Source organism: Natronorubrum thiooxidans, from assembly GCF_900156475.1.
Taxonomy (GTDB): domain Archaea; phylum Halobacteriota; class Halobacteria; order Halobacteriales; family Natrialbaceae; genus Natronorubrum; species Natronorubrum thiooxidans.
Window position 1 is genome coordinate 39,244 of sequence record NZ_FTNR01000017.1, and the last position, 22,682, is coordinate 61,925.

Sequence of the window (22,682 nt, forward strand, 5' to 3'; positions counted from 1 at the left end):
ATTCAGGATTTACAGTAATACTATTGTAACGTATACTGTAAGCGTCGTCGCAGAGACGAGCGACTCATGTATAGTACAGTTGTCGATCGAGGAGAAACGTCTCACTGTCATGCGGTTTCGAGCAGCACCCACCGAGTCAAATGCGTTCAGCGATACCGTCTTTTATATACAAACGCCACGACCGAGTTCAGAATGGTTCGAGCGCAGTCGGATTCCAGAACGTTCTACTAGATCTGTTCCCATATTCGATTTTTGTCCACTTTTCGCCCAGTTCTGATCCCTATTATTGGTGAATCTGAACCATAAGCACTATCTTTCAACTGAATAGTCAGTAACTACTCGAGTTTGGTATTGTCTGGCAGGGAATCAGACCAATACTGCCGCGTCCGGATCCCAAACGTGCGCTCTTCTCGAGTTGAAAGCTATCACTGAAAACTACGGTAGTCCGGCGACAGCGAATGATATATATGGCATCACTCGAGGAGCGATGATGGCGGGTTGAACGACAACACAGGTATGGGTACTCGAATTGGCACAGAAGGTGAAAACGGACCGCGGTTCGATCGGCTTGGTCGAATCGCGTCACTGCCGAACAGTCGACAGGATCAGTACGACCGTGGCAGTCCCAGCACGTTCTCCCCGATGTAGTTGAGCACGAGTTCCTGTGTGATCGGGACGAGTCGCGTGAGCCGTGCCTCCCTGAAGTACCGTTCGACGTCGTACTCCCGTGCGACACCAAACCCGCCGTGGGTCTGGACGGCAGCGTCAGCGGCTGCGAAAGCGGCCTCGGCGGCCAGATACTTCGCCATGTTCGCCTGTGCGCCGACTGCTGCCCCCGACTCACCCTCGACGATTGTCGCGGCGTTGTAGGTTAGTTGCTTTGCGGCCTGCACCTCAGCGTAGGCCTTCGCCAGCGGGTGTTGAATGGCCTGATTCTGGCCGATCGGGCGGTCAAACACTACGCGCTCGTTTGCGTAATCAACTCCGCTCTGAATCGCCAGTTCGCCAAGGCCAAGACACTCCGCCGCGATCACCAGCCGCTCTTCGTTGAGTCCATCCAGCAGGTGATAGAAGCCATTTCCACGCTCACCGACGAGGTTGCCAGCAGGAACGTGGAGGTCGTCGAACCAGAGTTCGTATGCGTGGACGGCGTTACTCGCCGTCTTTGGAATCGCTTTCATCTCGAGCGTCTCAGCCTCGAGTGCGTCTTGCACGTCCACGAGGAACATCGAAATCCCTCGCGTTCGTTTCTCGACCTCGGATTTCGGTGTCGTTCGTGCGACGACCAACAGATAATCGCTCGCATCGACTCGCGAGGTCCAGATCTTCTGGCCGTTGATGACGTACTCGTCGTCGTGTTTGTCGGCGACGGTTTCGATTGACGTCGAATCCGATCCCGCGTTCGGTTCGGTGAGCCCGAGCGATTGGATTGCCACGTCGCCGGCGGCAACGTCCGGCAGCAGCTGTTCTTTCAGTTCCTCGCTCCCGTGGCGAACGATCGGGACGGAGTTGTAAATTCCACCATGAATCGCCTGTGCCGCGGCGAATCCGCCACCGCTTGCGGCGATTTCTTCCATCATCACGACGACTTCGGCAGTCCCCATTCCTGCGCCGCCGTATTCTTCGGGAACGAGGACGCCAAGCCAGCCGTGGTCGCCAAGCGTCGTAACGAACTCGTGTGGATATTCGCCAGCACGGTCTTTCTCCCGCCAGTACTCGTCGTCGAACTCGCTACAGATATCACGGATACTCTCTCTAACGAGTCGCTGTTGTTCTGACAGCTCTATGGTGTCCGTCGCTACTGTGACCATCACTGTTCCTTCTGAGTTCGGCCAAATAAAGCTACGCCCTATCACTACTGTTACAGGTATCTGACGACGAACCACTTGGTGGCTGAGGGAAACGGTTAAATCCTCCAGCAGAGAGTGACTTCTTGTGTATGGTTAGCAAGAGCACAGACGGAAGTAGTGAAACCCGTGTCGGCGTCGACGTCGGTGGCACGAACACCGACGTTATTCTCGTCACTGAGGACGACGAGTTTACGTTCAAAACCCCGTCGACAGCGGATCCATCGCAGTCGACGATCACCGGTATCGTCGAAGTCTGTCGGCACGCCGGTATCGAACCCGGCGACGTCGATCAGATCCTCCACGGAACGACGGTCGCGACGAACGCTCTTATCGAACACGAGGGAGCGAAAACGGGACTGCTCACGACGAACGGCTTTCGAGACGTTCTACATATTGGCCGCCATCGAAAACCCCACAGTTTCTCCCTTCAGCAGACGATTGTCTGGCAAGAACAGCCAATCGTCGAACGACGACATCGCAAAGAGATTACCGAGCGAATCTACCCACCCGGCGACGTCATCACATCCTTGGATGAAGACGAGGTACTGGCACAAACCGGTGATCTCGTCGCCGATGGCGTCGAATCGATCGCCGTCTGTTATCTCCACTCCTATCTCAATCGCGAGCACGAGGACCGAACGAAAGAACTCATTCACGAGAAGTTCCCCGACGTCAGCGTCTCGACCTCGAGCGAGGTCGTCGCCCAGTTCCGTGAGTTCGAACGATTCACGACGACGGCGATCAACGCCCGCCTCGAGCCCGTCATGTCGACGTATCTGACACGGCTCAGTGACGGCCTCGCCGACGAGGGCTTCGACGCCGAAGTGCTCATCATGCAGTCCAACGGCGGCATGGCAAGCGTCCAGAACGTTGCCGAACAGCCGGTGACGACGCTCGTCTCCGGGCCAGCCGCCGGCGTGCTCTCGGCGGCGTTCGAAGGGGGGAACGTCGACGAACCGAATCTCGTCATGCTGGACATGGGCGGGACCAGCGCCGATATCTCCGTGATTCCCGGGCGCGTCCTCGAGCGCGATCCGCGAGACAGTACCGTCGGCGGCTATCCGACGATCACGCCTATGCTCGACATCGAAACGATCGGCGCGGGCGGCGGCTCGATCGCCTGGTTCGACGACGCGATGGGCTTTAACGTCGGCCCGAAAAGCGCCGGCGCGAACCCGGGGCCGGCGTGTTACGCCCGCGGCAACGACCAGCCGACGACGACCGACGCGCAGGTCGTCCTCGGCCGGATCGATCCCGACAGCTTCCTCGGCGGCGACCTCGACCTCGAGCCCGAGCGCTCTCGGGACGCCCTGCAGACGCAACTGTGTGATCGAACCGACCAGGCGCAGTTCGAGACGCCCGAACAGGCCGCACTCGCCACGCTCGAGGTCGCGAACACGAACATGTACCGGGCGATCCGCGAACAGACCGTCCAGCGGGGCTACGACCCGCGAGAGTACACGATGGTCGCCTTTGGCGGTGCCGGCCCGATGCACGGCGCAAGCATCGCCGAGAAACTGGAGGTCTCGACGGTGCTGGTGCCGCCGTCGCCGGGGATCGCCTCAGCTCGCGGGCTCCTGACGGGGAACGTAAAATACGACTACCAGCAGACGATCAGCAGCCCGCTCGAGGAAGTCGACGGCGAGTTCATCGAAGAGGCGTTCGATCGACTCGAGACACGGGGTCGCGAGCAACTCGAGCGCGACGAGATCGATCCCTCGCGGTGGACGTTCAGATCGTCGGTCGACTGCCTGTACGACGGGCAGGGGTACGAACTGAACATCGATTTCGACGGAACCGACGGCGACTGGCACGCCAGACTCCGCGAGCGCTTCGAGGAGCGACACGAGGCCGAGTACGGCCACTACTTCGAGGACGACCCCGTCGAACTGCTCAACGTCCGCGTGACCGCGATCGGCGACGTGGAATCGTACGCGCCACCCGAGATCGCCGCCGACGGCACGCTCGAGACAGCCAAGACGACGGAGTCGACGATCGTCTTCGGCACTCCGGACGCCCCTGAAAAGCTGACCGTCCCACGATACGAGCGCGAGAAACTGGCAGCCGGCACCGAAATCGACGGGCCGGCGATCGTCGACGAGTTCGACAGCACGGTCGTCGTCAACCCCGACTGGACGGCGACGGTCGAAGCGAACGGATCGATCATACTGACGACGGAGAAACGATGACGACACATCCAGACCACACGGACCAGACGGCACCGGACGACGAACACGACGAGACGACCGCGGCGGACGTTCTCCGCGAACGCGAGATCGATCCGGTGACGATGCAGGTCATCGGTGGCGAACTCGATACGATCGCCCAGGAGATGGGGTACAAACTCATCCGCTCGTCGTACTCCTCGATCATCCGCGAGAGCGAGGACATGGGCGCGGGGATCTTCACTACGGATTGTCGCGAGCTGTGTGAAAGCGACTCGACGCCGATGCACGTCGGCTCGCTGATCGGCTACCTCGACGGCATGTACAAGACGTTCGAGGAACGCGGCGTCGACCGCGAGGAGATTATCAACGAGGGCGACGTCTTCATCCACAACCACCCCCACTACGGCGCGAGCCACTCGCCGGATATCGCCGTCGCTGTCCCCATCTTCTACGAGGGCGAGCACATCGCCTGGGCGGCGAACACGGCCCATCACCTCGACATCGGCTCAGCGACGCCCGGTCTCGCGATCGACCTCGAGGACATGTACGCCGAGGGAAGCCTGTTCCGGGCGACGAAAGTCTACGATCAGGGCGAGCGGGTCGACGGCATCTGGGACTTCATCGAGGACAACGTTCGGACGCCCCGAGAGGTCATCGGCGACCTGCAGGCCCAGATTTCCTCGTGTCACGTCGGCGAAAATCGGTATCTCGACCTCGTCGAAAAGTACGGGCTCGAGGAGATCCAGCAGGCCGGCGAGGCGCTGATGGACTACGCCGAGGCGCTCCTGCGCAACGAGATCAGGACGATCCCCGATGGGACGTACTACGCCGAGGACTATCTCGACGACGACGGTCGAAACCGGGGGCAGCGACTGAAGATCGCTGCGGAGGTGACCGTCGACGGCAGCGACATCACCGTCGACATGAGCAAATCGGCGGATCAGACGCCGACGGGGTACAACATTCCGTTCCACGGCTCGACCGACGTCTGTATCTACTTCACGATTCGGTCGCTCCTGATGGACACCTTCGTTCGCGACGAGTACCTGCCACAGAACTCGGGGACGTTCGCACCCGTCCATCCGAAGGCCAGACCGGGCTGTATGTTCAATCCGACGCCGCCGACGTCGGCGTTCGCCCGCATTAATCAGGTGGACAAAATGAGCGACCTCATTATCAAGGCGCTCGCGGATGCGATCCCCGAGAAGGTCTGTGCGGGCACCTGCGGACAGGTGTACTTCGTGAGCTACGGCGGGACGAACGACGACGGCGAGTACTGGGTCTACCTCGAGGTCAACGAGGGCTCCTACGGCGGTCGGCCCGAAGCGGACGGCCTCGACGCGGTCGACGCGCTCGTTCACAACACCAAAAACCGGCCCGTCGAAGACATCGAACTCTCCCATCCGATGCGGATCGAACGCTACGGGCTCCGTGAGGACGGCCACGGTGCCGGACGGACTCGAGGCGGCCACGGGATCGTCCGCGAGTCGCAGTTCCTCACGGACGCCGTGATGACGATGGAAGGCGACGGCAACACGTACCGCCCGCACGGCCTCTTCGGTGGCGGCGAGGGGACTCACGGCGACTTGAAACACATCAAAGCCGACGGCGAGGTGCTGGATCTTCATTCGAAAGAGTCCGGCTACAAGTTCGAAGCCAACGATCGTGTGCTGATCAAGACGGCGAGCGGCGGCGGCTACGGCGATCCGTACGAGCGGCCAGCCGACGCCGTCTACGAGGACTACCTCGACGGACTGGTTTCGGAGACCGACGCCCGCAAGGAGTACGGCGTCGTCATCGAAGACGGCACGCTTGATACGGCAGCGACGGACGAACTGCGGAACGAGTAGTCGGTAATTATTTTTGCCGGTCGAGGTGGGACGCGCTCGAGCGACGAACCGGCTCAGAGGGATTCTCGTAGGAGCTCATAGATTTGCGGCACGGAAACCGAGCTACGGAAGCTGCACATATCGATAGAAACAACCGGCCGGCTACGAGAACCCCTATCAGTCAGCAACCCGCTCGAGGGCGCGTGCAACGCGAAGTGCCAGGCCGTCCTCGAACTGCGGAGCGATCGCCTGGGCGCTCACCGGAAGCCCATCGAGCGACGTCACGGGCACGGTGACGGCCGGCGTACCGGCGATGTTGAACGGGGCCGTGTTGCCGAGGATCGGGATGAGATCCGCACGCGTCGTGACCGTCTCGACGGCCGGCGGACGGACGCGAAGCGTCGGAGCGACGAGGACGTCGACGGACTCGAACGCCGTCTCGAGTCGGGTCGTAAACTCAATGCCCTCGGCTCGAGCGGCGGCATAGGTCGCCCCGCCGCTGGTCATGTCGAGGAACGCGGGTGGTAGAATCCGTCTCGCGACGTGCTCACCGAGGCCCGCTTCGCGGGCAGCCGCGAACGCCTGTCGAAGTTCCTCGTTGTAGCCTGTCCCTTGCCCTCTAGTGACGCCGTTGCCGGAGACGAGCCACGAGAACTCCGCTGCGCCGATGTTCAGGTAGGCAGCTTCGGTGTCGCCGAGATCCAACTCGACGGGAACGGTCTTGATGCCGAGCGTCGAGAGCCGGTCGGTGACCGTCCGAACGGCGTCGGCGACCTCGTCCGAGGACCGCTCGAACGGCGTTTCCGGGATGCCGACGGTCAGTCCCTCGACGTCGTCGAGATCCTCGAGCGTCTCGAACTCGAGGGAGCGATCGGCCGACGTCGGATCTCGGGGGTCCGGACCAGCCATGGCCGCGAGCGCGCTCGCCGCTGTCGAGACGTCACGCGTCATCGGACCGATCGTATCCAGCGAGGGCGCGAAGTCGACGAACCCGTTCCGTGGGACGAGTCGGTGCGACGACTTGACGCCGACGATGCCACAGCAGGCTGCCGGAAGGCGGACGCTGCCGCCCGTGTCTGTGCCGAGGGCGACATCGACGCTGCCGGCTGCGACGGCGGCGGCACTACCGCTCGAGGAGCCGCCGGCAACGATCTCGGAATCGAGCGGGTTCGTGACGTGGCCAAAGTCGCTGAACTCGCCGGTCGGCCCCATCGCGAACGGCTCCATGTTGGCCTTGCCGACGAGCGCGATACCCGCATCGAGGAGCCGATCGACAGACGGCGCCGTCTCTGAGGGAACGACGGAGTACGCCGCCGAGCCACAAGTCATCTCGAGGTCGGCGACAGCGATGTTGTCTTTGACCGCGAGGGTCGTCCCCGCGAGCGGCCCCGAATCGGTTCGAGTGCGTGGTTCGTCGAAGACGGCGAGCAGGGCGTTTTCGTCGTCATCCGAGCGGTGGCCCACACCCTCAGCTGATTGCGTCGTGGTCGCCGTCGCCTCCGAGTCGCCAGCCGTCGCCGTCTCGAGGATCTCCTCGAGCAGCGATTCGGAGAGGTCGAAACCGAGGCGTTCGGCCTGGGTTCGCATTGCGGCGAGGTCGGACTCGGTCATCGGCGGTCGCCTCGGTCGTGTGGTCGGGTTCGGCACTGTCGAGACTGTGTACTATCGCTGACGCGTCGGGTCATGCGTTCGAATGACACCCAATGTGCTTAGTCGTATCGACAGCCGTGGAGGAAATGGTTCTATCGAGTAAAACGTTATATACTCCTTCCGTGTTCTACAGCGTGAGATGGTACCATGACTCGAGCAGGTATCGATATCGGTGGGACGTTTACCGACCTGATAATCTTCGATGAAGAGACTGGATGTATCGAAATTACGAAAACGCCGTCCACGCCGGACAACTCCGCGGAGGGGGTGATCAACGGGCTGACGAAAGCGGAGACGGCGATCAGCGATCTGGACTTCTTCTCGCACGGGTCGACGGTCGGGACCAACGCCCTGATCGAGCGCGACCTGCCGCGAACGGGCCTGATCACGACGGAGGGCTTCCGGGACGTCCACGAGATCCGAGACGCGACCAAAGAAGACGTCTGGGACGCTTATACCGACGTCGCAGACCCCTACGTAACGCGACGTGATCGACTCGAGGTAACGGAGCGAATCGATTACAACGGAGAGGTCGTCGCGCCGCTCGACGAAGACGACGTTCGGGAGGTCGTGCAGGTGTTCAAAAAGCGGGGCATCGACACGATCGCGATCTCGCTTATCAACGCCTACGTTAACGGCGACCACGAACGGCGGGTGCAAGAGATCGTCGAAGAAGAGCACCCCGACGCGTTCGTCTGTTGTTCACACGAGATCCTCCCGGAGATGTTCGAACACGAGCGGACGAGTACGACGATCGTCAACGCGGCGCTGGTGCCCGTCGTCAGGGAGTATCTGACCGATCTCGCAGACCAACTCGAGTCCCGAGGCTACGAAAACGACGTCCTCGCGATGCACTCCGGCGGGGGCGTGATGACCACCGAAGCGATCGCCTACTACGCGGCCCGGATCGCCAACTCCGGCCCGACGGCGGGGGCGATCGCCGGCCAGTACATCGCCGAACAGTGCGGGTTCGACAACGCGATCGGCTTCGACATGGGCGGCACCAGCGTCGACGTCTCGCTCACCTACGGCGGCGACATCGAGATGACTGACGAGTGGGCCGTCGAGTACGGCTACCCGATCATGTTTCCCTCGACGGATATCAAGACGATCGGCGCGGGCGGTGGCTCGATCGCCTGGATCGACGAGGGTGGCTCGCTCCGTGTCGGGCCGCGCAGCCAAGGGGCAGACCCCGGCCCCGCCTGTTACATGCGCGGTGGTGACAAGCCGACAATCACCGACGCGAACGTGTTGCTCGGCTGGGTCGACCCCGACAAGTTCCTTGGGGGTGAGATGGACGCCACGGCTGGCCCGTCTCGAGAGGTAATCGAACGCGACATCGCCGAGCCACTCGATCTCGACGCGACCGAAGCAGCGTCCGCGATCGAACAGATCGCCATTGCAAACATGTGCAACGCCGTCAGGCTCGTCTCGACGAGCAAGGGCTACGACCCCCGTGACTTCGCCATCGTCGCCTTCGGCGGGGCCGGACCAATGCACGCCGCCCACGTCGCCCGCGAGATGAACATTCCGAACGTCATCGTCCCGCCGTACCCCGGGATCAACTCCGCACTGGGCTGTCTGCTCGTCGACGTCGAACACGACCTTTCGAAGACGTTCGTCGCGAACGCAACCGAGGAGATCGCCGACGACCTGGAAGCGGCGCTCGCCGAGGTCGAATCGGAGATCCTCGAGCGACTACGCGCCGAAGAGATCGAAGACGACCAGATCCGCCTCGAACACGAGGTGAAGATGCGCTATGCCGGTCAGTGGCGATCGCTGGCCGTCCCGTGTTCGTTGCCGATCGAGAGCGTCGACGAGATCCGTGAGCGGTTTCACGAGGAACACGAACGCGTCTACGCCTACTCGGATCGCGACGCGACCGTCGAAATCTATGGAATCCGCGTCACGGGACGTGGCCTCGTCGAGAAGCCGTCGTTCCCCGAAATCGAGTCGGGCAGCGTCGACGACGCTCACCTCGGCACTCGAGCGGTGTACTTCGAGGACGCAGGCGGATTCGTCGAGACGGATCTCTACCAGCGCGAGCAACTGGGTGCTGGGGCGACGTTCAGTGGCCCCGCGATCGTCGAACAGATGGATTCCACCGTGGTCGTGCCCCCCGAGGCCAGTGTGGAAGTCGAACAGACGGGGAACCTGATCATCGAGATATAACCATGTCACAGACAGACGCACACACAGATATCGACCTCGATCCGGTCACCTTCGAGGTTCTGCGAAGCTCGTTTACGAACCTCGTCGACCGGATGGCCGAACAGATCCAGCGAACGTGTTACTCGTTCGTGATCTACAACCGCGACTTCAGCAACTGCCTGAACGACGCGGAAGGGAACACGGTAATGCAGGGCTCACAGGACATCGCCGTCCACGTCGGCACGCTGCATTACACCTGCAAGGAGACCCTCGAGTACTTCGAGGGGAACATCAACCCGGGCGACGTCTACATCGTCAACGACCCGTATCTGGGGGCGACACACATCAACGACGTCCGGATCATGCGGCCGGTGTTCTACGACGACGAACTCATCGCCGTCACCCAATCGAACGGTCACTGGGCCGACGTCGGCGGCCCGTCGCCGGGCTCGTTCAACATCGAGGCGAACAGCCACTTCGCGGAAGGGTTGCGGATTCCGCCGCTGAAAATCTGGGACCGCGGCGAGTTCCAGGACGACGTCGCCAACCTGTTGGTGACGAACATGCGCCTCTCGGAAGACCGCATGGGCGACCTGCGTGCCCAGACCGAAGCGACCAGAATCGCCGAAGAGCGGCTGCTCGAACTCGTCGACAAGTACGGGATCGACACCGTGAAAACGGCGTTCGACGAGTCGAAAAACTACGTCGAACGGATCATGCGCGAGCGGATTCGCGACCTCCCGAACGGCACCTGGCGAACACAGGATTACATCGACGGTGACCCGGCGAAAGAGGAGGGCTTCGTCACGATCGACGTCGAGATGACGATCGACGACGACGAGGTCCACTACGATCTCTCGGGGTCGGACGAGTACATCGGCAACTTCCTGAACTCCACGTATGGGACGTCGTTTTCGGCGGTGATCGCCGGGACGAAGATGTTCTTCCCGGACGTGCCGCTCAACTCGGGGATGTACCGGGTCGTCGACGCGACGCTTCCCGAAGGAACAGTGGTCAACGCCCCAGAGCCCGTCCCCGTTACGGGGTCGGTTGCGGGGGCGTACGAGAAAGTCATGAACGCCATCTTCGAGATGTGGTCGGAGGTGTTGCCAGAGCGGGCGATGGCCTGTGCCTTCAACCTCGAGTATCTGCTCTCGGGTGGGACGGACCGCCGTCCCGACCGTGATGGCGAGGAGTTCATGTGGTACGACTGGATGGCCGGCGGCTGGGGCGGTCGAGACGGCTTAGACGGCGCGAACGCGACCGCACCCGTTTTCGGTGCGGGACTGGCCGTCCAGTCGCTCGAGGGCCAAGAACGCGACACGCCGCTACTGACGAGCCAGCACTCGATCGTCACGGACTCGGCCGGCCCCGGGGAGTTCCGCGGCGGCTGTGGCGTCGAGAAAGGCGGACGCTTGCTCGAGTGTGAAAACAGCGTCATCTCCTACTGTTCCGATCGGGCGTACTCGGTCACGTGGGGATTAGACGGCGGCCTGCCGGGCGTGCCCCACGGCGTTACCCTCACGCGTGCAGATGAGGATCCCAAAGATCTCGGGACCGTGTTCTCGAACAGACCGATCGAGACTGGCGATCAGTTCACTCGACCGTCCTCCGGCGGTGGCGGCTTTGGCGATCCCCTCGAGCGCGACCCCGACGCGGTCCGCGAGGACGTCATCGACGACTACGTCTCGATCGAACGCGCGGCGAAAGATTACGGCGTGGTGATCGACGCCGTCGATCCGGATCTGTGCGAGTACGAGATCGATCACGAAGCGACGGCGGACAAACGCGACCACATCCGCGAGCACCGCGAGGGCTGGCTCGAGGCAGACCCCGAGTCGGTCGCCGAACGCTACCGCGAGGGCGACCTCGATCAACTGGATCTCGTCCGACGGTACGGCGTGATCCTCGAGTGGGAATCCGGCGAACTCCTCGAGCGGACGACGGCCCAGTTCCGGGAGATGCTCGAGCGGCGAGCCGTGGCTGAGTGGCGCTGAACGCCCGACTCTCAACCTGTCGATGATGCGACGAAACGTTTTTTATGATAGGCTGTCTCAATCACACTGCTATCGATCGTCTGCCGCTGTCGACATGTCAGTGGGCAGTCAATATGCGGCAGAGACTCGAGGCGAGACACAGATGAGCACCACGACCACCATCAGACAGCTATCGACCGAGGATGATCTGCGCACAGGGTTTCCGATTCTCAACGAACTGCGAACACATCTGGACGAAGACCTGTTTTTCGAACTGTACGAGCAGATGCACGAGGAAGGGTATCGACTGTTCGGCCTCTACGACGACGACGAGATCGTCGCCGTTGCTGGCGTCACCGTCTCGACCAACTTCTACCTCGGGAAGCACGCTTACGTCTACGATCTCGTGACGACTGAATCCCGGCGCTCGGAGGGGTTCGGTGAACAGCTCCTCTCGTTTGTCCACGACTGGGCGGCGACGGAAGGCTGTGAAGCGGTCGAACTCGAGTCGGGGCTCTGGCGTGACGACGCACACCGATTCTACACCGACACACTCGGTTATGAGAAGTACTGTTACTCGTTCAAATACGACCTCACGAACGACGACGGCGAAGCGAGCGAGTAATCGTTACAGCAGACCGTATCAGTCCGTTCCGTCGGTGACGGTCTCGATCATCTCCTCGGACATGTTCGCGACCGTCCCCGTGTTAGTCTTCAGTTCGTTCATCACGAACGTCGAGGCAGTCTCGTTGACGCCATCGATCGTCACGATCTCGTCAATGAGGTCGTTCATCTGCTCGCGGTCTTGTACGCGCGAGTGGACGATAAAGTCGACGTCGCCCATCGTATAGTACACTTGAAACACGCCGTCGATCGCGGTGAGCGAACGACCAATATCTTCGGCGTAGCCACTCTCGTGGGCCACCGATACCTCCGTGATGACCATCATCTCGAGTCCGAGTGCGAGCGGATCGACGTCAGCTGACACCGTCGTGATGACGTCGGCATCTTTGAGCTTGTTTAGCCGGTAATGGACCGCCGATTTCGAGAGACCGAGATCCGCCGCCAGCTCCGAAAGGTTAACGTCGGCATCGTGCTCGACGCGCTCGAGGATCTTGATGTCCGTCTCGTCGATGGTCGGTCGGTCGTTGGGTTCCATATCAGTGGGTTCGTCGGGGGACAGTTAAAAGCGCGATTCGAGCGCGACGAGGCGACCCTCGAGCGAGCCGTGTCGCTACTTATCCATCGCCGCGTCAGAGACCTCGAGTGCGACGTCGAGGGCTGCGACGGCCTCGTCGATATCGTCTTCGGTGATCGGAAGCGGCGGCGCGATAATGAGCGTGTTGATCATGTTGCCAACGTAAACGCCTTCGTCCCACGCGGCGCTGCTGACCTCGTCGACGACGGTCGAGCCCATCGAGATCTTGTCGGAACGGTGGCCGAAGGGGACGCGCTCGTCGGGGTCTTTCGTCAACTCGATCCCGCGGAAGAGGCCGACACCTCGTGTCTCGCCGACGCTTGGATGCTTTTCTGCGAGTTCCTCGAGTCGCTCCCCGAGGTACTCTCCGACGCGGTTAGCGTGTGAGATCAGGTCCTGCTCTTGATAGCTGGTGACCGCAGCGAGCCCGGCGGCACAGGCGACGGGGTGGCCCGCGTAGGTGTGGCCGTGACAGAACATCTCGTTTTCGAAGTGGGCAGCGATCTCGTCGGTGACGATCGTCGCGCCAAGTGGTGCATAGGCCCCGCTGAGCCCTTTTGCCATCGACATAATGTCGGGTGTCACGTCGAAGACGTCACAGCCGAACCACTCGCCGGTGCGTCCGAAGCCGCTCATCACCTCGTCGCAGATGAGCAACGCGCCGTGATCGTGGGCGATCTCCTTGAGCCGGGGGAGATACTCCTTCGGCGGGACAAGAATTCCGTTCGAGCCGACGACGGGTTCAACGATCACTGCCGCGACGGTGTCGCCCTCGAGCATCAGCATCTCCTCGATGTACTCGAGGCTCTCCATGGGCTCGAGCGTCGAGCCGTAGGCGTACGGGTCGGGGGCTTTGATCGAACCGGGGACGCCGGGTTCGGCCATTAGCCGCCGTGGGTCGCCCGTGACGCTGATCGAGCCGGCGGTGGCACCGTGATACGAGCGGTAGCGGGAGATGATCTTCTGTTTGCCCGTATACATGCGGGCGATCTTGATCGCGGCCTCGACGGCCTCCGTGCCACTGGTCGAGAAGAACGTCTTCGAGAGGTTCCCCGGCGTCACTTCTGCGAGTTTCTCACCCAGCTTCGCTCGCGGTTCGGTCGTAAAGCCCGGGGCGAAGTACGCGCCCTCGTGGGCCTGTTCGGCCATCGCATCGGCGACGGTGTCCGCGGAGTGACCGAGGTTCGAACACATAAGCTGTCCCGAGAAATCGATGTACTCCCCGCCGTCTGCCGTAGTAAATCGGACGCCTGAGCCGCCGGTGACCTCCGTCGGAGAAACCTCACTCTGGAACGACCAAGTGCCGAACACATACTCTTTGTCCAGCCGTTCGGTCTCGGTCGCATCCGCCGGAAGCACGTCATCGGATGATTGCGTATCTGACATTGATATATCCCCTACGTTGTTCCTCATCCTGCATTAATCTTTACCAAACCCTCATTTCAGAAGACTGTTTCCCGACAATCCCATTTTCTATAGAATTCTGTCCAGCTATTTCCGGTTACCACTGAACAGCGTAGATCGAATACCGAAGAGTTATTTCATTGGTTGTGTTATCTCCCCCCATGGTCGAGTTAGAATCACTCTCGGAAACGGGGGAGGTACAGAACTACGTCGGCGGCACGTGGACGCACCCAGATGACGGCGACGGGCTGCCCGTCGACAATCCAGCGACCGGCGACGAACTCTCGTTCGTCCCGTTTAGCTCCGCACCGGACGTCGACGATGCCGTTGCGGCCGGCCTCGAGGCGTTCGAGGAGTGGTCGACGACGCCCGTCGAAGCCCGGATTCAGCCGCTGTTCAAGCTGAAAGGGCTTCTCGAGGACCACCAGGAGGAACTGGCGGAGATTCTCGTCGAAGAACACGGCAAGACGCTCGCGGAGGCTCGCGGCGAACTTCGTCGTGGCATCGAGAACGTCGAGGTCGCCTGTGGCATTCCCTCGATGATGCAAAGTGGCACCCTGTTGAACGCGGCTCCCGATATCGACGAGAGCGCCGTTCGCAAACCGCTCGGGGTTTTCGCAGCTATCACCCCCTTTAATTTCCCAGGCATGATTCCCCTGTGGTTCCTGCCGTACGCCGTCGCGACCGGCAACAGCTTCATTCTGAAGCCGAGCGAACGCGATCCACTAGTCGCCCAGCGCATGTTCGAACTCATCGACGAGGCGGGCTTTCCCGACGGCGTCGTCCAACTCGTCAACGGGAGCGTCGACACCGTCAACACGCTGCTCGAGCACGAGGACATCGCCGGCATCTCCTTCGTCGGCAGCACCCCCGTCGCGGAACACGTCTACGAGACCGCCGCCGCACACGGGAAACGTGTCCAAGCCCAAGGCGGCGCGAAAAACCACATCATCGTCACCGAAACGGCGGATCTCGAGTTCGCCGCCGAAAAAACGGTCGCATCGGCGTGTGCCTGCGCCGGCGAGCGCTGTCTCGCTAACGACGTCGTCCTCGTCGAAGAAGGCGTCTACGACGAGTTCGAGGAACTAGTGCTCGAGAAAGCCGAGGCCCAGACGGTCGGCTACGGCCTCGACGAGGGCGTCGACATCGGCGCGCTCATCACAGCCGAACACGAACAGCGCGTGCGTGAGTTCATCGAAACCGGCATCGACGAAGGTGCCGACCTCCTCCTCGATGGCCGCGACGTCACCGTCGACGGCTACGAGGACGGCAACTTCCTGGCACCGTCCGTGTTCGGCGGCCTGACCCCGGAGATGACCATCACTCGAGAAGAGATCTTCGGGCCGGTGTTCGGACTGATGGCTGTCGAAGACATGGACGAGGCACTCGAGGTCCTCAACATGAGCGACTTCGGGAACGCGGCGAGTCTCTTCACGGGCAGCGGCCTCGACGCCCGCAAGTTCCGCCACCGCGCCGACGTGGGGAACCTCGGCGTCAACGTCGGCACCTCCGCCCCGATGGCCTTCTTCCACTTCGGCGGCCAGCGCGATTCGTTCTTCGGCGACCTCCACGCACAGGGAGAGGACATGATCCACTTCTACACGGACAAGAACGTCTACATCGAGCGCTGGCCAGATAACTGATCCCGGCTAGCTCGATATCCGTCTCAAGCGAGAGTCGCGTTGTCGACAAACCAAAACGCCGTCCTCGAGTATCTGCAGGCAGAGCAGGCCGAGTGCCTCGGGGTCACGCCCCGAGGCGGTTCACTCGGCTTTGAACTCCGCGAAGACGTCGATCACTTCCTTGACGTTCGGGCCGAGCGAGTACAGCGACGGTTCGGTACAGCCAGCATCACAGTACTCCGCGACCTTCTGAACACAGTCTTCTGGCGTCCCGGCGGCGACGATGTTCGTGACGACCTCGTCGGGGACCAGTCGGCTGGCGCGCTCGATATCCTCGGCCGAGGCAGGCCAGCCACCGAGTTCCTCGCCGACCTGTTCGCCGACTTCGGGGTCGATCCCCGACGCCTTCGTGATGTGGGGCTGTTGGCCGATGTACTGGGTGACCAGCCCGCGAGCGTTGTCGATGGCGACGTCCGCGTCCTCGTCCATCGAGACCGCGATCAGCTGTGGCCGGTCGACGTCGTCGATCGTCCCGCCCTGTTTCTCGACGCCCTCGGTGAGCTTCTCCATCGCCCGTTCGTTGTGTGCTGGCGGGATCAGGTAATTCATGTAGACGCCGTCGATGGTGCCGTTACCGACCAGTTCGCCAGCCATCTTGTTCATCGTCATCCCGGTCGCCCCAATGTAGATCGGCACCGTCCGCGGCTCGGCGTTGGCCCGCACCAGATCGAGTTCGATGTCGTCGACCTGAATGTACTGCCCGTCGTAGGTGACGGTCTCGAGATCGAGTAGCTTCCTGAGCACGGTACAGTACTCCCACATGTACCGAAGCGGATTTTGGCGGTCGATTCCCACTTTGCTCGCAAGCGGATCCCACCACGCGCCGATACCGAGCATCGCCCGGCCGCCAGACAGTTCATGAAGCGTCGAGAACGTCTGAGCCATCAGGGCGACGTTTCGCGTATAACAGTTGGTCACGCCCGGCCCGAACTTGACCGAGTCAGTCACCTGCGTGTACGCCCCCATAATCGTCATGGCGTCGCGAACGAGCCGCGACTCGCCCTGCCAGACCGAGTCGAATCCCTTGGACTCGGCGTACTTTGCGTACTCGATTTCGTCGGCGACATCCTCGCTCTCCCAGTTCCAGATGCCGAGTCGATCGAACGTCGGATCGCTCATTTCGCACCTCCGGCGAGGTCAACGGCAGCGTTCGCAATCGTCGACGACGCCTTGTAGCAGTCGTCCCAACTCGTGTACTCCGACTCGTTGTGGCTCTTGCCGTTCTCGCTCACCGCGAACACCATTCCCGTATCGCAGATGCTGTGCATATGTGTTGCGTCGTGTCCCGCGCCGCTGAAGATCTGCATACTATCGTAGCCGAGCTCGTCCGCAGCCGTCTGGACCGCATCGACACACCCGTCGGCGAACTCGACCGCTGGAGCACGCATTCGGTCTTCGTACTCCCACTCGAGGCCCTCCCGCTCGGCGGCCCACTCCGCTTCCTCGAGGACGCGCCGACGGGCTTCGTCGATCACGTCGTCGGAGGGATCACGGAACCCCCAGGTGAAGGTGACTTCCTCGGGGATTATATTGATCGAGTTCGGCTTGGCGTCGATGTAGCCCGTGGTGCCGACAGTGCGCTCGCCGAGCGTGCTCGGAATGCGCCGGATCTGGGTGATGACGTCGGCCGCCGCGACCAGCGCGTCCTGTCGGTAGTGCATCGGTGTCGGCCCGGAGTGGTCGGCCTCGCCGTAGAACGTGATCGCCCCCCACGTGAAGCCGACGATTCCCGTGACCACGCCGACGTCCTTTTTGTTTTCCTCGAGGTAGGGGCCCTGCTCGACGTGGAGTTCAAGATACGCCTCGTACTCCTCGGGGGGCTCACAGGGTTCCTCGCCCTTGTAGCCGATGCGCTCGAGTTCTTCTTCAAAGACGTTCCCATCGACGTCGGTCTTGGCGTACTCTTCCTCGAGGTCGTGTGCGCCGGCCCAGACGCCGCTGCCCTGCATCGCGGGCTGGAACCGCGACCCTTCCTCGTTGGTCCAGTTGACGATCTCGATGGGGTGTTCGGTCTCGAGCTCGTTGTCGTTAAGCGTCCGGATCAGCTCCAGAGCGGCGATGACGCCGAGTGCACCGTCGTAGATACCGCCGTAGGGCTGGGAGTCGAGATGAGAGCCGACCAACACTGGCTTTGCGTCGGGATCAGTGCCCGCACGGCGTCCGAACATGTTTCCGAACTCATCGACCCGGACCGAGAGATCGGCCGCAGTCAGCTGCTCCATAAACCAGTCGCGGATCTCCTTGTCGTCGTCGGACAGCGCGAGTCTGTGTAAGCCACCATCGGCAGTCCCACCGATTTCGGCCTGCTCTTTCATCGTCGATACGAAGCGCTCTCGCTGTAACGCAATGGGCATACAGCTACCTCTCGGGAACCATAGATAAGCCTTTGTGTGGAAACAACACGCATATTCATCACAAACGGGAACGTCGTCGCTACGAAAACGTAATATCGAGTTCGAGTTCGTTGACTGTGCCCAGTAGCATCGACGGCACTTCCTCGGTGAACCACTCACCTTGCATTCGATACGTCGGCCCCGAAAGGCTGATCGCACCGAGGACTGCTCCCGACTGTTCCAGCACCGGCACGCCGACAGCGGTCAACCCCTTCGTATACTCCTCCTCGTTGAATACGTAGTTCTGCTCCCGCGCAATCTGCAGTTCCGCCCGCAGCTCGTCGACGTCCGTGACAGTATACTCGGTGAATCGCTCGAGTTCGAGTTTCGCGAGCAACGCTTCCATGTACGGCACGGGAAGCGCGCTAAGAATTGCCTTTCCTGCAGCAGTCGCATGGAGAGGAACGCTCTCTCCAATATCCGAGTTCGTTTTCACGCCATACTCACCCGTCTCGCGGTGAACGTAGACCCCTTTTCCGTGTTCTTCGACGATGAACTGCGCGCGCTCGCCGGTCCGTTCGGCCAGTCGGCTCACTTTGTCGTACGTGAGTCGATACGCCTCTTTTCGCCATCGAGCGTGCTCGCCGAGTCTGAGAAACCGGAGACTGAGGTAGTACTCGTTGCCCTCTTTGACGACGTACTCGTGCTGGTGCATCGTCGACAGATGGTCGTGAACGGTGCTTTTTGGCATCTCGAGTCGCGTCGCAACTTCGGTCACACGTGCGCCGTTGAGTTCGTCCAGAACGTGGATGATCTCGAACAGCCGATCAACGGACTTTACTGACGAACCTGGTTCGACGCTTGCCATGTTATGTTATACAATGCCACTATTCCTAAATGACCGTTTCGCTGTTCAAATCGGTGATACTAGGGATTTCCTTATATAATTAAAGCAGGATTCACGGCGACCAGTGCGCACCGAGTTGGACGATCCACTGGTTTCGTCGATCCCACCGACACGAATCTTTTTGCCGCTCTCGAGCGACGTCGTGGTATCCACCCGGACGAACCGACGTGTGCGCCTCGTCCGCGATGGACCACCCGACTATGCCAGCAGAGACACCAGAGGTATACGATCGTGCAGGACTGGACAACGAAATCGGCTACGGCGACACGCCCGCACTGGTCGTCGTCGATCTGCAACAGGGCTTTACCGATCCGTCGTGTCCGCTCGGTGGCGACCTCACAGGCGTCGTCGAGCGAACGAACGCGCTCCTCAAGGCCGCCCACGAGGCCGACTGTCCCGTCGTGGCGACCCGCATTGTCACCACCCACCCGGAGGCAGCCGATCTCGGGACCTGGGTAGAGAAGATCCCCACACTCGAGATACTGGCTGCAGGTTCGGAGTGGGTCGCGTTCGACGAGCGACTCGACCTTCGCGACGACGACCACCGACTGGACAAGCGACAGGCGAGTGCGTTTCACGAAACCGAACTCCACTCGATGCTGTCCGCGTGGGGCGTCGATACGCTCATCGTCGCTGGCTGTACGACCAGCGGCTGCATCCGCGCGACAGCCGTCGACGGCTGTGCCCACGGCTTTCGCGTGATCGTCCCCGAGGGGAGCGTCGGCGACCGACTCGAGGAGCCACACGCGGCGAACCTCTTCGATATCCACGCGAAGTACGGCGATGTCAAACCAGTCGACGAGGTGTGTGAGTATCTTCGCGATGGCCCAAAACCGAGCTAATGCATCGCGTCCCCGCCGTCGGGGCTGAGCGTCTGGCCCGTATAATAGCTGCTCTCCTCGGAGGCGAGGAAGACGACCGTCGGGACGATATCCTCGACCTCGCCGAGTCGATCCATCGGAAGCTGTGCCGCTTTCGCCTCGCGCCACTCCTCGCTGATGTCGTCCAACAGCTCGGTCTGGACCGGTCCCGGCGCGACGGCGTTGACTCGAACTGTCGGCGACACCTCGCGGGCGAGCGCCCGCGTCATCGCGATCACGCCGCCTTTGGCAGCCGAGTAGTGGACCAGCTCTTCGCCGCCGACGATCCCAAGTTGTGAGGCCACATTGATGATCGAGCCGTCGCCCGACTCGAGCATCCCGGGAAGGGCAAACCGCGTCGGGAGGAACGTCCCGCGCAAGTCCACCGCGATCGTTTCGTCCCACATCTCGACGGGCATCTCCTCGAGCGGTGACTGGGTCAGGATCCCCGCGTTGTTAACGAGGGTGTCTATCGCTCCGAACGCAGCTTCGAACGCGTCGATCATTGACTCAACATCGGCGGCGTCGCTGACGTCGGCTTCGAACGTGCGTGCGGTGCCCCCGTTCGCTTCGATCGTCTCGACGACGTCGTCGGCGTGGCTCGATCCTTCCTGTGGCGGATAGTTGACGCCGACTGTCGCGCCCTCTGCAGCCAATCCCTCAGCGATGCCGCGTCCGATGCCTTTGCTCGCTCCCGTCACTAACGCCTGTGTACCGTCTACTCGGCCCATATACGACAGTCCAGTACAAACCGTATAACTGTTCACGTCAGTCCGTATCTCGTTTCGCTGCTTCGTCCCCAATCATATCAAATAGATTGTGGTTTCCTGTAAAGTTAAGCCCTCCCTCCGTCAGTATGGTGTATGGTAGAAGCCACCAGTAGAGTCGTTAACGCACGAGTCGTTACCCCGTCCGGAACGATCCACGGCGGAATGGCCGCCAAAGACGGCAAAATCGTCGCCATCGGGTCGGACAGTTCGCTGCCCGAAGCTGACGAAACGATCGACGCGGATGGGAATTACCTCATTCCGGGCATCATCTGCCCGCACAACCACATGGGAATCTCTCGATACGAGAACGACTATCACACCCAGTACGAACTCGATATGGAAACCGAGACGAAAGCCTGTCTCGCCGGCGGTGTGACGTCGTTCTTTACGTTCCTCCTCCAAGAAGAGCCGTACGTTCCCGACATGGACTTCTTCGTCGACACCGGCGAGCAACAGTCCTACATCGACTTCGGGTTTCATGCGATCGTCCATCAGGACCATCATATCGACGAAATCGACGCCCTCGCTGCGGAAGGAATCCGGTCGTTTAAACTGTTTTTCAACATGTACAAGACGTCGGCTCCCGAGCTGGGAATCGGCCACTCCGACGCCGGTCGCGTCTACACCGTTTTGAAAAAGACGGCCGAGATGGAAAACGCAGTCGTCATGTTTCACGCCGAAAACGACGATCTCGGTCCGGTGAAAGTCGAGGAAATCAAATCGGAGGGGCGAGACGACCTCAGTGCGTGGGCCGACGCCTCCCCGGGAATCAGTCAGGCAATGCAGATTGAACAGATCGGCATGCTCACCGAACACACCGGCGCGACGACGTACGTCGTCCACAACAGTATGGAAGAAACTGTCGACGCACTCGGCCGGTACAACGACCGCGGCGTCAGTATCCACGGCGAAACCCTGCCGAGTTTCCTCGCCAACCACTGCGAAGACGAGGACGTCGGCACCTGGGGAAAGATTTCGCCACCGATCGGCTACAAATCGGATCAGGAGGCCCTCTGGAAGGCCCTCCGAAACGGCACGTTCGACCACGTCGGCACCGACCACTGCCCGTACCAACTCGAGTTCAAAGGCCCCCGCGACGGCAGCGTCTGGGAGGCCCCACCGGGCGATCAGGGTCTGCAAACGTTCCTTCCACTCATGCTGAGCGAAGGCGTAAACAAAAACCGGATCTCGATGGAGCGGCTGGTCGAGGTCTGCTCGACGAACAACGCAAAGCGGTTCGGCATCTATCCGCGGAAAGGTGCGCTCGTTGAAGGTGCAGACGCCGACGCCGTCATCGTCGATCTGCAAAAGGAGTTCACTGTCGATGAAGACTACCTCTACGGGCTGGACAACCGCTGGTGTTCGTCATTCGGCCGCGAGCTGACTGGCGCGCCGACACACACGATCAAGGGCGGTGAACTCGTCGTCGAACACAACGACGTTCTCACCGAAGGCGGGATCGGCTCGTACCTGCCACGCTACGAAGACGGCGTTCAACTGGCTGAATGACGTTCCTGCTCGACCGTGCTGTCGAGAGGCCATGATCGGCAGCATCCTCGAGGCCCCAGCGTGCCTCGAGTAGCGACAGCGTCGCAACCGGCCGATCCTGCACTGTCCGTCTCGCGTAAAAACATCTCGAGTTCGAAGACGAGTCGAACCATTGTAAGTTCCACCGTGCGGCAGGACATGTCGTCGATCGATGATAGCTGCCAGCTGGTCAGATGTCAAACTGTCGACGCTATTTTAGTCGTATTTCGTTCCGAATCCGAACAGAGTACCGCTCGATTAATGAAAAGCGATATCTGAGTTACTCAGCTTTGCACGTTGAAGTAGGAGCATGACGTAGGCGGTGGCAAGGACGGATGATGCCGATTACGGATTTCTTGTCGTGTACGCGAGTGTTC

Annotated in this window: 16 protein-coding genes; 8 read left to right on the forward strand and 8 right to left on the reverse strand. The window is 61.2% G+C overall.

The genetic code is table 11. The features are described 5' to 3' along the window. Positions 1-605: 605 nt before the first annotated feature. Positions 606-1,811, reverse strand: coding sequence for an acyl-CoA dehydrogenase family protein (locus BW940_RS17970; protein ID WP_076610577.1), 1,206 nt, complete (start codon positions 1,809-1,811; stop codon positions 606-608). A 128-nt stretch (positions 1,812-1,939) separates the two neighbouring features. On the opposite strand from BW940_RS17970, the gene BW940_RS17975 reads away from it, so the two are divergent. Together BW940_RS17975 and BW940_RS17980 are read left to right on the forward strand one after the other, a co-directional pair. After that, entirely contained in the window at positions 1,940-4,039 is a 2,100-nt protein-coding gene (locus BW940_RS17975) for a hydantoinase/oxoprolinase family protein (RefSeq protein WP_076610578.1), read from the forward strand. Further along, positions 4,036-5,868 (forward strand): hydantoinase B/oxoprolinase family protein, encoded by a 1,833-nt coding sequence (locus BW940_RS17980; RefSeq protein ID WP_076610579.1) that lies wholly within the window; start codon positions 4,036-4,038, stop codon positions 5,866-5,868. The genes BW940_RS17975 and BW940_RS17980 overlap by 4 nt, the downstream gene beginning before the upstream one ends. A gap of 156 nt (positions 5,869-6,024) precedes the next feature. Here BW940_RS17980 and BW940_RS17985 read toward each other — a convergent pair whose 3' ends face one another. Continuing rightward, positions 6,025-7,458 (reverse strand): amidase, encoded by a 1,434-nt coding sequence (locus BW940_RS17985; RefSeq protein ID WP_076610580.1) that lies wholly within the window; start codon positions 7,456-7,458, stop codon positions 6,025-6,027. A 186-nt stretch (positions 7,459-7,644) separates the two neighbouring features. Between BW940_RS17985 and BW940_RS17990 the strand changes: the two genes are divergently transcribed. The 3 genes from BW940_RS17990 to BW940_RS18000 all read left to right on the forward strand — a co-directional run bounded on the left by BW940_RS17990 (position 7,645) and on the right by BW940_RS18000 (position 12,249). Continuing rightward, positions 7,645-9,669 (forward strand): hydantoinase/oxoprolinase family protein, encoded by a 2,025-nt coding sequence (locus tag BW940_RS17990; RefSeq protein WP_076610581.1) that lies wholly within the window; start codon positions 7,645-7,647, stop codon positions 9,667-9,669. Positions 9,670-9,671: 2 nt separating this feature from the next. Beyond that, on the forward strand, positions 9,672-11,645 hold the full coding sequence (locus BW940_RS17995) for a hydantoinase B/oxoprolinase family protein (protein ID WP_076610582.1): 1,974 nt from the start codon (positions 9,672-9,674) through the stop codon (positions 11,643-11,645). A gap of 142 nt (positions 11,646-11,787) precedes the next feature. Continuing rightward, a complete protein-coding gene (locus BW940_RS18000; protein WP_076610583.1) occupies positions 11,788-12,249 on the forward strand; it encodes a GNAT family N-acetyltransferase in 462 nt (153 codons plus the stop codon). 18 nt (positions 12,250-12,267) lie between these two features. On the opposite strand, the gene BW940_RS18005 is transcribed toward BW940_RS18000, so the two are convergent. Together BW940_RS18005 and BW940_RS18010 are read right to left on the reverse strand one after the other, a co-directional pair. After that, positions 12,268-12,783, reverse strand: a complete 516-nt coding sequence (locus tag BW940_RS18005) for an Lrp/AsnC family transcriptional regulator (RefSeq protein ID WP_076610584.1) — start codon at positions 12,781-12,783, stop codon at positions 12,268-12,270. Between the two features lie 75 nt (positions 12,784-12,858). Then, positions 12,859-14,208, reverse strand: a complete 1,350-nt coding sequence (locus BW940_RS18010; RefSeq protein ID WP_076610585.1) for an aminotransferase family protein — start codon at positions 14,206-14,208, stop codon at positions 12,859-12,861. Between the two features lie 179 nt (positions 14,209-14,387). Between BW940_RS18010 and BW940_RS18015 the strand changes: the two genes are divergently transcribed. Continuing rightward, complete coding sequence (locus BW940_RS18015; protein WP_076610586.1) at positions 14,388-15,869, forward strand: CoA-acylating methylmalonate-semialdehyde dehydrogenase; 1,482 nt, start codon at positions 14,388-14,390, stop codon at positions 15,867-15,869. Between the two features lie 120 nt (positions 15,870-15,989). Here the strand turns inward: BW940_RS18015 and BW940_RS18020 are convergent, their stop codons facing one another. The 3 genes from BW940_RS18020 to BW940_RS18030 form a co-directional block, all read right to left on the reverse strand. After that, complete coding sequence (locus tag BW940_RS18020; RefSeq protein ID WP_076610587.1) at positions 15,990-17,027, reverse strand: LLM class flavin-dependent oxidoreductase; 1,038 nt, start codon at positions 17,025-17,027, stop codon at positions 15,990-15,992. Then, positions 17,024-18,262 carry a Zn-dependent hydrolase gene (locus BW940_RS18025; protein WP_076610588.1) on the reverse strand — a complete coding sequence of 413 codons (1,239 nt, stop codon included), beginning with the start codon at positions 18,260-18,262 and terminating at the stop codon, positions 17,024-17,026. The genes BW940_RS18020 and BW940_RS18025 overlap by 4 nt, the downstream gene beginning before the upstream one ends. A gap of 79 nt (positions 18,263-18,341) precedes the next feature. Further along, the gene (locus BW940_RS18030) at positions 18,342-19,109 is read right to left on the reverse strand and encodes an IclR family transcriptional regulator (RefSeq protein WP_076610589.1); all 768 of its coding nucleotides are present in this window, start codon (positions 19,107-19,109) and stop codon (positions 18,342-18,344) included. Between the two features lie 239 nt (positions 19,110-19,348). On the opposite strand from BW940_RS18030, the gene BW940_RS18035 reads away from it, so the two are divergent. Further along, the gene (locus BW940_RS18035) at positions 19,349-19,990 is read left to right on the forward strand and encodes an isochorismatase family protein (protein WP_076610597.1); all 642 of its coding nucleotides are present in this window, start codon (positions 19,349-19,351) and stop codon (positions 19,988-19,990) included. Here the strand turns inward: BW940_RS18035 and BW940_RS18040 are convergent. Next, a complete protein-coding gene (locus BW940_RS18040) occupies positions 19,987-20,739 on the reverse strand; it encodes an SDR family NAD(P)-dependent oxidoreductase (RefSeq protein ID WP_076610590.1) in 753 nt (250 codons plus the stop codon). The genes BW940_RS18035 and BW940_RS18040 overlap by 4 nt on opposite strands. Positions 20,740-20,871: 132 nt before the next feature. Here BW940_RS18040 and BW940_RS18045 point away from each other — a divergent pair, with 132 nt between their 5' ends. Further along, complete coding sequence (locus BW940_RS18045; RefSeq protein WP_235847853.1) at positions 20,872-22,287, forward strand: dihydroorotase; 1,416 nt, start codon at positions 20,872-20,874, stop codon at positions 22,285-22,287. Positions 22,288-22,682 lie beyond the last annotated feature (395 nt).